Annotated in this window: 11 protein-coding genes; 6 read left to right on the forward strand and 5 right to left on the reverse strand. The window is 41.7% G+C overall.

Going from position 1 to position 12692, the window contains the following annotated elements:
- Positions 1–80: 80 nt before the first annotated feature.
- Complete coding sequence (locus G460_RS0105295; RefSeq protein ID WP_026954382.1) at positions 81–2153, reverse strand: catalase; 2073 nt, start codon at positions 2151–2153, stop codon at positions 81–83.
- 450 nt (positions 2154–2603) lie between these two features.
- Positions 2604–3482, reverse strand: coding sequence for a PD40 domain-containing protein (locus G460_RS0105300; RefSeq protein WP_026954383.1), 879 nt, complete (start codon positions 3480–3482; stop codon positions 2604–2606).
- Between the two features lie 455 nt (positions 3483–3937).
- On the opposite strand from G460_RS0105300, the gene G460_RS0105305 reads away from it, so the two are divergent.
- Positions 3938–5146, forward strand: coding sequence for a hypothetical protein (locus G460_RS0105305; protein ID WP_026954384.1), 1209 nt, complete (start codon positions 3938–3940; stop codon positions 5144–5146).
- 207 nt (positions 5147–5353) lie between these two features.
- Here G460_RS0105305 and G460_RS0105310 read toward each other — a convergent pair whose 3' ends face one another.
- The 3 genes from G460_RS0105310 to G460_RS0105320 are packed head-to-tail and all read right to left on the reverse strand — an operon-like array spanning position 5354 to position 7717.
- Positions 5354–5788 (reverse strand): hypothetical protein, encoded by a 435-nt coding sequence (locus tag G460_RS0105310; RefSeq protein ID WP_026954385.1) that lies wholly within the window; start codon positions 5786–5788, stop codon positions 5354–5356.
- Positions 5781–7055, reverse strand: coding sequence for an ABC transporter permease (locus G460_RS0105315; protein WP_026954386.1), 1275 nt, complete (start codon positions 7053–7055; stop codon positions 5781–5783). Before G460_RS0105315 ends, G460_RS0105310 begins: the two co-directional genes overlap by 8 nt.
- Before the next feature lie 5 nt (positions 7056–7060).
- Complete coding sequence (locus G460_RS0105320; RefSeq protein ID WP_026954387.1) at positions 7061–7717, reverse strand: ABC transporter ATP-binding protein; 657 nt, start codon at positions 7715–7717, stop codon at positions 7061–7063.
- A gap of 116 nt (positions 7718–7833) precedes the next feature.
- Between G460_RS0105320 and G460_RS22590 the strand changes: the two genes are divergently transcribed.
- The 5 genes from G460_RS22590 to G460_RS0105350 all read left to right on the forward strand — a co-directional run bounded on the left by G460_RS22590 (position 7834) and on the right by G460_RS0105350 (position 12672).
- Entirely contained in the window at positions 7834–8346 is a 513-nt protein-coding gene (locus G460_RS22590) for a MerC domain-containing protein (RefSeq protein WP_051315934.1), read from the forward strand.
- Positions 8316–9509, forward strand: coding sequence for a GTP-binding protein (locus G460_RS0105330; RefSeq protein ID WP_026954388.1), 1194 nt, complete (start codon positions 8316–8318; stop codon positions 9507–9509). Before G460_RS22590 ends, G460_RS0105330 begins: the two co-directional genes overlap by 31 nt.
- A gap of 264 nt (positions 9510–9773) precedes the next feature.
- Entirely contained in the window at positions 9774–10739 is a 966-nt protein-coding gene (locus tag G460_RS0105335) for a metallophosphoesterase family protein (protein ID WP_026954389.1), read from the forward strand.
- 333 nt (positions 10740–11072) lie between these two features.
- A complete protein-coding gene (locus tag G460_RS0105345; RefSeq protein ID WP_026954390.1) occupies positions 11073–11597 on the forward strand; it encodes a sigma-70 family RNA polymerase sigma factor in 525 nt (174 codons plus the stop codon).
- Positions 11598–11706: 109 nt separating this feature from the next.
- Positions 11707–12672, forward strand: coding sequence for a FecR family protein (locus tag G460_RS0105350; RefSeq protein WP_026954391.1), 966 nt, complete (start codon positions 11707–11709; stop codon positions 12670–12672).
- Positions 12673–12692 lie beyond the last annotated feature (20 nt).

The following is a 12692-nucleotide window of genomic DNA, read 5'->3' on the forward strand; positions in this document are numbered from 1 at the left end:
CGCTGAGGTGGATAAAAGTTATAGATACTAAAAAGACCGTCGGTTTGACGGTCTTTTGAAAACCCTCCTAAAACTAGTAGTTAAGGCAATTCTCTTACGGATGGCTCTCTTTTAAAGAAACGCTTAGAGGCGGCTTTGACAAAGGAATCATCAACTTTCACCACTCCTTCGTCAAACTCCACATGGGCCTTCTCGAGTAGAGATTTTGATTCTTCCGTATAGCCTATCGCTTTCAGATGTCCAAAAGCATCCATAACCCACTGAACAGCCGCACCCTCTTTTGACATCATTTCGGTGCCTTCAGCTGACAGTACTATCGCTACGGCATCAAATAGCTGAGAAGGAGTACCTGCTAACTGCCCATCTGCTTTTATCTTGGATTTGTCGCTGAGTGTGATCCCATTAATTTTGGTTGACACCAACTGACAATCAGCACCAGCTTTGGTGATGTCCTTTTTTAATTTATCTAGGATTGAGGCATCGGTTCCATCTGCGATCAAAACACCTACACATCTGCCTTCCAGAGTTTCTTTCATGTTTTTTTGGATGGACAGCGCCGGAGATGGCTTTAGCTCCTGCACTGGAGCAGCAGTTTTAGATTTTTCCGGCAAGGTCAATCCTAATCCTTTCGCCACCCTAGATGCAAGATCTTCAGACACATGGCGTAGATTAGCCAGCATTCTAGGTGCGATATGCTCCAGTTCTACTTTGGAAAGTTCGAAGACAATCGCTGATGCAATATGAGCCTGTTCATTCTCGGTTTGTGACTCGTAGAAAAGTTTTGCCTGACTATAGTGATCAGCAAATGACTCTGGCCTGATTCGTAATTTATCCCCTTGCTCCTCATTCTCTGGCCGACCTCGGAAACTGGTAAATCCAGCCTCCTTATCTTCTCTTGCGCCCGCTTCTTCACCAGCTTCCGCAAGGCTATTAGGTTCATAATTTGCCCTGCCTTTAGGCACCTGTGTTTGCATCATTCCATCCCGCTGCATATTGGCAAATGGACATTTAGGAGCATTGATAGGAATTTGATGGAAATTGGTAGTACCCAATCTTGATTTTTGGGTGTCCATGTAGCTGAAAAGCCTTCCTTGCAAAAGAGGATCATTGGTAAAGTCTATACCCGGAACCACATTCGAAGGAAGGAATGCGACCTGTTCTGTTTCTGCAAAAAAGTTATCAGGATTTCTGTCCAATACCATCCGGCCTACGATTCGAACAGGTACAACTTCCTCAGGAATCAATTTGGTAGCATCCAATACATCATAAGGCAATGAATCTGCCGTCTTCTGGTCAAATAGTTGCATCCCAAGTTCCCATTCAGGATATTTTCCGCTTTCGATTGCCTCATAGAGATCTCTGCGATGATAATCGTTATCCGCTGCTTGCAATTTGAGTGTTTCATCCCACACGGTAGATTGCAAGCCTAGTTTGGGTTTCCAATGAAATTTTACAAATGTGGATTTGCCTTTGGCATTTACCAATCGAAACGTATGTACGCCAAAACCTTCCATCATTCGTAGAGATCGGGGAAGAGCTCTGTCACTCATTGCCCACATCAGCATATGCGTGGATTCTGGCATGAGTGAAATGAAATCCCAGAAAGTATCATGCGCGCTGGCAGCTTGGGGATAGCCGCTATTCGCTTCCATTTTTACAGCATGGATTAAATCGGGGAATTTAATAGCATCCTGAATAAAAAACACCGGAATATTGTTTCCTACCAAATCCCAATTACCCTGCTGTGTATAAAACTTCACCGCAAAACCTCGAACATCCCGAGGCGTATCCACTGAACCTGCACCTCCAGCTACAGTTGAAAATCTGGCAAATACTGGTGTCTTTTCTCCTTTTCGTTGGAAGATATCTGCCGTCGTGATATCCGAAAGAGACTCATACAGTTCGAAGTAACCATGAGCTGCCGATCCCCGCGCATGTACTATTCTTTCGGGGATACGTTCGTGATCAAAATGAAAAATCTTTTCCCTAAGAATAAAATCTTCCAGCAATACGGGTCCTCTCTCTCCAGACTTTAAACTATTCTGATTATCAGAAATTGGTATACCATGATTGGTCGTAAGCTGAGCATGAGCTTGATCCGCTGATTGATGTGTTTCACCACCTGGGGCTGTTTTTCTTTCAGACTGTTTCATTTGTAAGTTTGGTTATGTGTGGTAATTTTTATGATTTCTTGGCTGAGGTCCTTGAATATTCCTGCTGATTTCCCCTATTCGAATAGGGAAGCCAGACATGAAACTTAATTCCGGCCTCAATCCTCATCCATTTATATTTCAGATTGAAGACGAGTCCTTATTCTATAGGACACAAGACTGTCACTTTTGAGAGTGCTGAAATCTAAACCAAAAGTCTGCCATGCCTGAAATGCTGATCAGTCCCATTTTTTTAAAAAATTCCTGTGGAAATTATTCCGATATCTGTAGCCAAAATTCACAGAAGGTAAAGACACTCTAAGAGTCCTGATAGTCTGCTGATCTTTTCAAAGCGTAGAATTTAAAATGCGTCAGCTGTCCGAAAGCCACTAGGCTATTCTAAGAAAATCTATTCGTAGACTGACTAAAAAATCAAGATTCTCTAGAGATATATTATCTAGGTTTAAAAACTGCTATCTCATCCCTAAACTCACTTGTAATCACAGGCATCAAAACCTCACCATCAAGTGAGATAAAGTATATATCTGAATTCTTTTCAATTGTTTTTGTAAAAGCTATCCATTTCCCGTCGGGGGACCAGCGAGGCCAGCGATTATCATCTATTCCCTTGGTCAGATTAATCAGATCCGAACCATCAGAGTTCATCAGCATAATATCGCATATTCCATTGTCGCAGTGATGGAAAGCTACAAATTCGCCATTTGGAGAATATTCCGGCAGCGCATTGAACCCTTTTAGATCTGTTAGTTTGTTCAGATTAAAATTTGAAGTGGTTATTTCAAAAATCTCTGCTATTCCTGAGTGATTGACGGAGTCTCCCGCTTGTATCTGAATGCTTGCTATGATTGATTTTTCATTAGTTGAAAATTTCGCTCCAGATTCATAAAATTCATTGCGAGTCAAACGCGTTTTCATTCCCGTCTCCAAATCATACAGATAGAGTTCACCCTTTGGGTGATCTTCCGTGGTAGATATGATAAGTACTCTAGCGTCTTTGGATACATCACTGACGGATAAAACGGTAGAATCACTTAAAATAGTAGCAACGGTTTTTGTTTTCAGATTGACACGTTTGACCTTTCTCCCATCCTTTTCATAGCTAGTATAGTATATTTCTCTTCCATCCTTAGTCCACGTCATATTGTATTCAGTACTCGGTGAATTCGTCAAATTGACCACGTCATCATGATCAGTTTTAGTCAAATAAATATCCAACGCATCATCTCGATCAGAAGCAAATGCCAGGTAATATCCTTTACTGTTACACCCTACGAGGCTTACAAGAGTTATGAGACCAATCAGATATCGCATGATGAATGTGGGATTGGGTTTTGGATTGTAAAACTATCTAGAGATGAAAATACTCTTTGTAATTTAACAATAACCTGTCAAAGAGACATCTCTTAATGCAAGGGCTTAAGAACTTGCCGATGATGGCTTATAATTTCTTTTAGCCAAAAAAAGTGTAAAAAGTTGCTTTCCACTCCAACTCATTTTTTATACCGATGCCAGAGCAGCAATCAATCTCACCTTTCACCAACTCTAGACACATCCTTCGTCAATTTCACTGAGATCTTTAAGGGGAATAAAGCCCCATTCTTAGAGACCTATCACCCGATCAATTGAAACCCCATTATGGGTGATACAAGCTAGGCTAAATACTCAGCTCCCCTTAATGCAACTTTAGTGCAAAAAATTGATGAGCGGAATTGAATTAATGAAATAGTCTAGCTATAATCGCAACATTATTGCACAATCAAAAATCCATGAAAAAAAACCTACTTAGAAAACTCATTTTTCCAGTTGCGATCTTGGCATTGGCCTCCTGTAACGACGACGATGAAATTTTGCCACAACCATCCGAAAATGAATTCGAATACATTCGAATCTTAGTCAATGATGAGCTTACCACAGAGCTATCGCTGGTCGATCCTGTGGAACTCAGCTCGCAATCATTTCAAGCCCTCTTCCCCAAATCTGCCTTGTATGGTACTCAGGCTGGTAGATATGCGGGCTTGGTGAACCGCGCAGATAACAATGTTCAGTTCTTCGACAGCGGATTTGAATCACATGGTGATCATGCCGACGTGATGGGAGGACCAAGATTTGGCTCCCTGGTCGGTGAAGGCAATCTTCCTACACACTTCAAAAGCAAGGGTGACGAAATCCTAACGTTCAACGACGGTGATGGGACATTGAGCTCTGCCAAGGAATCAGACATCCACACTTCAGGTGCCAAAATGAAGACCATCAACACTGGAAATGTTGCCCACCATGGTGCTATGGCGAAATTTGACAACGGGTCGTATGCTATTACAGAGAAAGATGGATCGGCTGCCAATACTCTTCCCGAAAGAGTCAAAATAATCGATGCTTCAGGTACGACACTTTTTGCCTCCACGATACAGACCCAAGGTATCCATGGCAATGCCGGTGATGGAAAAGTAGCCCTATTTGGTTCAATAGATGGTGTTTTGATGGTGGAGCCTTCCGGCCAACAGTCGCTCATCCCTCACCCTGCCAGCTTCGGAACAGCTTGGCTTGGTTCTATTTATGAAACAAACATCACAAACAAATTTGTGGGCTATACTGGATCCATGGGCGCCTACATGATCGACGTAGTCAGCAAGTCAATAACTCCAATCGTAGAAAGCTCAGACCTAATCCAAGTGAAAATCGACTACGCAGGCAATAATCTCATTGCACTGTTTCATAGTGGTGAGGTGAGAATCTACGACCTGACAACAAATACAACAACCAAAAGTGGCTCTATTTTGGAAAGTGTAGCGAAAGACGAAACTCAAAAACCCCAGATCGAAGCCACTAGCAAATACCTTTATATCACGCAGCCGAAAACCGGAGAATTGTGGAAAGTAAGCATCAGTGACTTCACCAAAATAGAAAAGATCCAAGTTTCCAGCACACCATATCGAATGACGATTTTGGGTGTGGAGACCGATGAAGGTCATGATTAAGATTTATGGTTCGGTATCAGGAAAAAGTTAACCCAGTTTCCTTGGCCTAGAATTTCTACTACAAAATGCCCCGTCACTGTGACGGGGCATTTTGCTTTTGAGGCTTACATTGTCTTGATGAGATAGAACTCTTTGGTGATGGGAAATAAAAGAAAGGAAACTGATTTGGAGAAAATCAATCAGATAAATTGGCACACTAACTATCCCTCACTTATACACAGTTGCATTTTCCAGAATATAGTTGCACTGGTAGATATCCACCGCATTGAGTTTGAACCTTCCTCGAAATGTCAAAACTTCATCCATTTTGAACTTGGGATGATCTCGGGGAACTTTCAATTCTATGATCGATTCTGGCCCAGCTCCACCACAGAAGAAACAAGCTGAAAAAGGATTGGCAGAAAGAATAAATATATCCTTATCAGGGTCTATTTCCAGGAGGTATCCTTTGATGATGACTTCCTTGTTGTTTAGCGCCAAGACCGATAGACCAAACTCAGGAAAGAAGTAATACGCTTTGACTTCTTCACTGTACTTATCAATGAATTTCACATCCGAAAGTGTGTCCCATGTAATTCGTGTTTGCGAAAACGAAGAAATGGAAAGACTGCACAGGAAAACTAATAAACTAACTCTAAGCATTGGATAGACTTTTTGAAATATCGATTTTATAAACCGTGACAGCGGGGATCAAAGCTGAAAAGAACCCAATCAATAGTGTAATCACGAGTAATATCCCTTCTTCGGGGATCAGTCCAGCTTCGAGGAAATTGTAGTGATATTCAGACTTTACAAAAACAGAAATCAACAGCAAACCCACTCTGCTAAGGACAAAGCCCAACACAAATCCAAAAAATGAAATCACGAGCCCTTCCTGAAAGATCATTGCCAGCAATTGCCTTCTAGAAGCTCCATAGGTTCGGAGCAGAGCCATTTCATATGTACGCTCCCGCAGACTGAGATACAAACTGATAAAGACACTGATACCTGAGACCAAGATGACGATCATGGCTACGATGTTCATGGTCGTAGTGGCTATTCCCATCAGGGAAAAAAGTTTGCTCAGTTCATAGTTTGGAAGGGCTGCCTGCATATTGGTATTCTCGTTGACCATACGTGGAAGCTGAACCAGGCCTAGTGGATTTTTGAACTTGATCAAAAGAGCTGTAATCTCTCGATTATCTTCCTCATACCTGTGCCCTTCTCCCTCGGCATGCTCATAAGCTTCATGTTCATGTTCGTGTTCGTGAACCTCTCCTTCTTCGTACTCATGCTCTTCCTCTTCATGGGCGTGGGTATCGTGGATATCCCAGACGCTTTGAATATTGGACAAAATCAGCTGGTCAACCACAGATCCCGAAGCTTTGAAAATTCCAACCACAGTATAATCCTGTCCCTCATGGACATGCCCGCCGTCACTTAAGCCATGGGATCCCTGAAACTGATCCCCCAACTTCAAACCTGTCTTCTTGGCTACCGCCGCACCGATAGTCACTTCCATAGACTTGGACCAAATGCTTCCCTCTGCCAATTTCATCTGAAAATTCTCGGGATAGCGTTCATCAGTCCCCACAATGCGAAAGCCATTGTAAGAATCCCCATAGGAAAGCGGGATACCATAGTCAATCAGTCGGTTTCTGAGTAGCTTATTTGCTTCAGAAAGTTTAATATTCCCAGTAGGCACATCTACCTGAAATACAGCAGATAGAATCAATTGAAGCGGACTGCCCTTTGCTCCCACTACCATATCAATCCCTCGAACGTTAGCGCTCATCTGATCTTTTAGATGTTTATCCATCTGTAGCATGAGAGAGATCAAACCCACCCCCAAGGATAACAACAGCAAACTCAAGCCAGTAGAAAGTGGCTTAGACAGTATATTTTTGAAACTCAACTTGAAAATAGTCATGAATCTCAGGGTAAGTTGTTCGTTTGATTGGTGGATGCCAGCTTGATTGAATTCTCAAACTCAGTTTTCAATCGCTGATCATGCGTGATGATCATCAGACTACATTTATTCTTTTTAGTCTGATTCTTCAGGAGCTCAATCACTCTTCTGCAGTTTTTATCATCCAGGGCAGAAGTTGGCTCATCAGCAAGAATAAGCTTAGGCTGATTGATCACTGCCAAGGCAATACCAGCCCGCTGCTGCTCCCCTTGGGACAAATACTGAGGTTTGGTATTCATTTTACCCAACAACCCTAAATCATCCAAAACCAACTTGATACGATGGCCATCTTTGGCTCTATTTCCCAGGTATTGGATCAGCTCCAAATTTTCTCTGAGAGTCAGTGATTGGATGAAATAGGGCTTTTGAAAAATGATCCCAATGTGAGCACCACGAAAACGGTCTAGGTCCTTCCCTTCCAGTTGCATGATGTCCGTTCTATCAATTTCTATTGAGCCAGACTTTGGTTTTAAGAGTCCAGCAGTCAAGTGAAGTAGTGTCGTCTTACCTATGCCCGAATCGCCTAAGACTAGTAGGTTCGTTCCTTCAGGCAGGTTTATATCCGGAAAATGAAATTGATTGGACTTATCGTACTCGAAAGTAACTGCGCGTGAAATCAACATAATCATCGATTTAGAAAGCACAAACCTAAGAATAGCGCTCTTTATTTGCAATAATGTTGCATATAATATTTAGCAATTATAAATTTGCAACAGTATTGCAATAAACTCTGTTTTTAATGAAAAGCCACTCTTTGGGAATCAATTTGGATTGGATCGGTATCAGCGCATCAGTAGCATGTGCCATTCATTGCTTGGCCCTACCCTTTTTGATTTCGGCCTTACCGCTTCTTGGTTTGGAAGTTTTAGCCAATCATTGGATCGAATATTCAGTGATAATCCTGAGTTTACTTCTGGCAGTAGTTGCCCTCTCCCATGGCTTCACAAGACACCATCAGAGATTTCTCCCGATCCTATTGGTCATTCTTGGCTTCAGTATCATTCTGATAGGACTCACCTGGGGACATGATCATGCATATGGCTTGATTGAGACTGCCGGGCCATTTCTCATTGGCCATTTGCAAGAAAAACACAATTCTCTGGAACATTTCATCACCCCGATAGGAGCACTGATTGTAGCCTTGGCTCACTATGTCAATTGGTATTTTATCAAAAATCAAAAACAGGCTGCCTCTTGCCTGAAACCAAAAACCTATAACACATGCATAACAAAATCCCAGTCACCGTACTGAGTGGCTTCTTGGGAGCTGGTAAAACCACCTTGCTCAACCATGTCCTCCAAAATCGCGAAGGCTACAAAGTGGCCGTCATCGTCAATGACATGAGTGAAGTGAACGTAGACTCCATGCTAATACAAAACGAAATCAAACTCTCCCGGACAGAAGAAAAACTCATCGAAATGTCCAATGGCTGCATCTGCTGTACACTGCGGGAGGATCTGATAGAGGAGGTACAAAAACTAGCCAAGCAGAGAAAATTTGACTACCTACTGATCGAAAGTACAGGAATCTCAGAGCCAATTCCAGTGGCCCAAACTTTTTCATTCGAGACAGGCGATAGCTTATTGGACCTTTGTCATATCAGTCAATTGGACACGATGGTAACTGTCGTCGATGCCTATAATTTCTTTAAGGATTTTGGGTCTGCAGAAACTATTCTGGATAGAGACATGACCGATGATCCTGAGGACATACAATCCATCGTAAACTTACTGACAGATCAGGTAGAGTTTGCCAATGTGATCGTTCTGAACAAGACAGATTTGGTTTCGGAAGGCGATCTAAAATTGCTTGAGGGACTACTTATCAAGCTAAATCCTGAGGCCAAAATCATTCGAACTTCATATGGAAACGTGCCTATTCAGGAGATCATGAACACCGGCCTTTTTGACTATGACAAAGCCGAAAAATCCGCAGGTTGGCTCAAAGAACTCAACCAAGAACATGTTCCCGAAACAGAGGAATACGGAATTAGCAGCTTTGTTTACAGAAATCGAAGGCCTTTTCATCCGGGCAGATTCTGGAACTACATCAGCAATTCCTGGCCAGCTAATGTAGTCAGAAGTAAAGGATTATTCTGGTTGGCATCCAGACCTCATCATGCCTTACTTTGGAGTCAGGCCGGAGGTTCTCTCAAGGCAGAGCCATTTGGTACTTGGTGGGCTGCCTATTCTGAAAAAGAGCGTCTTAGAAATCCTAGCTATGTAGCAAACAAAAACCTCATCATGGAAAAATGGAATCCGATGTATGGAGATCGCATGAATGAGCTGGTCATCATCGGTCAAGACTTGGATGAAAAAGAAATCACCAGAGAACTCAATGCATGTCTGATAAAAGAAGAGGAAACTTCAAATTTCTCTTTTACAAGACAATTGAAAGATGAATGGCCATTGTAAAGCTCGGTTCAGTAATTTAGAATAATTGCCCTCCTTTACACTTTCAAGCCATTTTTCAGCGTGTCAATTGCTCTGTAAACAAGCTTGTAAGCAGTTTCCTATTGCCACACTTGCTCTTACATCAGTCTCAGAAAAGTGCGAAAGCAGCAGAATTCAAGAGAATCGAAATACCAAAATCAATTTCAGTCTTTAAAAAACCATTTAAGAATTGGTCCTTTTCTATCTGTGTGGAAGTATTACATGTGAAGACCTATTCACATCATCATGACAAAGGAAAAGGGACAGTTTCTGAATCGGAGGAAGTTTCTACAAAACTCAGGAATGGCCATGGCGGCTATTCCATTTATCCATATCCCCTCATTAACTAGTAAGAAAACTCAGCAAAAGGCATCTGCAGAGGAATCATTTGAATTTTCCTTTCTCACGGACATTCACCTCAAACCGGAAATGAATGCCCCTTTGGGTTTCCAAATGGCCATCGACAAGGTCAATCAGCTGAAACCTGATTTTGTACTCACCGGAGGAGATCTAGTATATGATGTCATGCGTGGTGATTATGCACGAAGCGAACTTTTATTTGATCTTTATAGAAAAATGAGTGCTGGTTTTCAAATGCCAGTATACAACTGTATCGGAAACCATGATCTATTTGCAATTTATGCAGAGAGTCCAGAAGGCTCAGATCATCCAGATTACAAGTATGGCATGTGGGAAAGATACTTTGGGAAGACCTACTATTCTTTTGACCATAAAGGCTGGCATTTTATAGTACTCAACTCACTGGACGTAACAGAGGATCAAAGATATAGGGCGATCTTTCAGCAGGATCAACTGAATTGGCTGGCTGCCGATCTTAAAAACACCGACCCCAGCACCCCAATAGTAGTGACCACACATATTCCCATACTTAGTAGTCATTGGCAACTGAAAGGTCAAGGTGGAAAAGTGGGTGTAGAAAACTCCGATGAAGCACTTCGAATGTTGGAAGGTCACAATCTAAAACTCATCCTACAAGGTCATATTCACTGGAAAGAATATGGTATGGTCAATGACCGTTTTGACTTTCTAACAGGCGGTTCGATCGCCGGAAACGGGTGGAAAGGAAGACGACACAATACCAAGGAAGGCTTTGTTCAGATTAAAGTACAGGGAGAGGAATTTTCATGGTCTTATATCGACCACGGTTGGGAGGATGAACGGTTAAAAATCCAGCAAAGTACAACCCCTTAGTTTTCTTAAAATCACATTAGAATTACACATACTACCAAATCACTTAGCCTTCCTCGAGAAAATCACCAGTTCTTCTTTTGGAATACAAGAAAGTCTGTGAGGTTGTCTAATTCCAGAAAAGAAAAATCGATTTTTTATTATTGACTGGCTCATTGATATAGCCAAAACTCCAACTACATTTCAAATCCACCTATCGAAACAGAAAGCACTAAAACCAATTGCTTCTTGATGTATCATCTCCATTTTGGATACAATTGATAATAAAAGCTTAAAACAGATTCTGAGTTTCCAAGGGTTCTTTTCAAATACATTTGTTTGTTTTCGTCCCCCTTCATGAAACTGACCACAGAAAAACAGTTTGAGGCCTTGTTCAAAGAAAACTGGCAACAGATGTATCTAGCAGGATACACGAGACTTCCTGATCATCAGATTGTTGAAGATATGATTCAGGAGATTTTTATCGATATCTGGAAGAGAAGGGAAGAAATTCACTTTGATAAAGACCCCAAAATATATCTCTTGACAGCGGTCAAGTATCAAGTTCTGAAACATTTGGATAGAAGCATTTCATTTGCTTCGCTTACCGATAATTCAGAATGCGGTCAGATCTCCGAGGAAGCAGATATTTTGAGTTTGGATGAGGTTTTCGAAAAAATAGAGGTGGCCGTAGATAAGCTCAGTCAGAGATCGGCTGAAATCTTCAAGCTGAGCAAATTTGAAGGAAAATCCGTAGATGAAATAGCTCAAGGACTTCAGATTTCCCCTCAAACTGTGCATAATTCTCTCTCCAGTTCTCTGAAAATACTACGAAGAGAGTTGGGTTCTCTGGGTGCTGTATTGATTTTTTGCCTTTCCTAGTCCCTGTTACCAAACCGTTATTCAAGTACATTTTTATTTCACTTTTTGTTAATCCGCTGAAGCAGTAAAAGCTCGTCACTTTGGGGACTTATCTATGAAACCCCATGGTATGAATTCCAGAAATCAACTCGTAAAATCAATCAAAAATCTTCTGAGAGGACTCGCTCATCCAGAGGAAATCAAAAAAATCAACTCCTGGCATGACAATCAAGCCGAAGTATCCCCTGCTACTGCAGGCATATCTGAGAAGAGAGCAAAGCTAAAAGAAAAGGAACTGCTAGTTCAGATAAAGGAAAAAGCTGGATTCAAAAAGGAACCCAAATCATCTCTGTACGCCAACTGGAAAATAGCAGCAAGTATCATCCTTTTCTTGTCATTAGGTTCCTTATATTATCTCCAGCTACTACCTCAACCCGAATCTCCTGCTACTGAAAAGTGGATCACTTTCGAAAATGAAACCGGAATGATCAAAAAAATCAAGCTCTCTGACGGATCCTTGGTTTCACTTTATCACCGCACCAAAATTCAGCTCGCTGAGAATTTCTCAACAAACCGTACGCTCCTCTTGGACGGACAGGCATTTTTTGAAGTAGAAAAAGACAGTCTTCATCCATTCACCGTCAAAACAGCCCAATTAGAGACCCGAGTGTTGGGAACCTCTTTTCTGATAGACACTCAGTCTGAAGGCACTGAAAGCGTCTATGTCAAAACAGGATTTGTAAAAGTCAGCAAAGGTGAAGGGATCTCTGCTCACATTCAGCCCAATGAAAAAGCATACATAGACCCTGAAGGCAAGTTAAATCAGGCGATCATCACAAAACCGGAAGAAACTTTTGCCTGGACGGAAAACAAGCTTGTCTTCAAATCTGCCAGCATGCAGATATTGGTCAGTCAGTTGGAAAACTGGTACGGAGTGACAATTGAAGTCCAAAATCAAACAAGCCCATGCAAAATCTCTGGAATCTATGAAGCATTAAGCTTAGAAAACACATTGGAAGTCATCTCCTATTCCATTCCAATTCACTATCAAATCCATGAAAAAAATGTAAGTATCCAATTCCCAAATTGTCTCTAACAAAAAAGGGTCTGCTGCAA

This window comes from Algoriphagus vanfongensis DSM 17529 (assembly GCF_000429465.1).
In the GTDB taxonomy this organism is placed as follows: Bacteria; Bacteroidota; Bacteroidia; order Cytophagales; family Cyclobacteriaceae; genus Algoriphagus; species Algoriphagus vanfongensis.

Coding starts and splice junctions, on each gene's coding strand:
- G460_RS0105295 (WP_026954382.1), bottom strand. CDS start 2,153: ATGAAACAGTCTGAAAGAAAAACAGCCCCAGGTGGTGAAACACATCAA.
- G460_RS0105300 (WP_026954383.1), bottom strand. CDS start 3,482: ATGCGATATCTGATTGGTCTCATAACTCTTGTAAGCCTCGTAGGGTGT.
- G460_RS0105305 (WP_026954384.1), top strand. CDS start 3,938: ATGAAAAAAAACCTACTTAGAAAACTCATTTTTCCAGTTGCGATCTTG.
- G460_RS0105310 (WP_026954385.1), bottom strand. CDS start 5,788: ATGCTTAGAGTTAGTTTATTAGTTTTCCTGTGCAGTCTTTCCATTTCT.
- G460_RS0105315 (WP_026954386.1), bottom strand. CDS start 7,055: ATGACTATTTTCAAGTTGAGTTTCAAAAATATACTGTCTAAGCCACTT.
- G460_RS0105320 (WP_026954387.1), bottom strand. CDS start 7,717: ATGTTGATTTCACGCGCAGTTACTTTCGAGTACGATAAGTCCAATCAA.
- G460_RS22590 (WP_051315934.1), top strand. CDS start 7,834: ATGAAAAGCCACTCTTTGGGAATCAATTTGGATTGGATCGGTATCAGC.
- G460_RS0105330 (WP_026954388.1), top strand. CDS start 8,316: ATGCATAACAAAATCCCAGTCACCGTACTGAGTGGCTTCTTGGGAGCT.
- G460_RS0105335 (WP_026954389.1), top strand. CDS start 9,774: ATGACAAAGGAAAAGGGACAGTTTCTGAATCGGAGGAAGTTTCTACAA.
- G460_RS0105345 (WP_026954390.1), top strand. CDS start 11,073: ATGAAACTGACCACAGAAAAACAGTTTGAGGCCTTGTTCAAAGAAAAC.
- G460_RS0105350 (WP_026954391.1), top strand. CDS start 11,707: ATGAATTCCAGAAATCAACTCGTAAAATCAATCAAAAATCTTCTGAGA.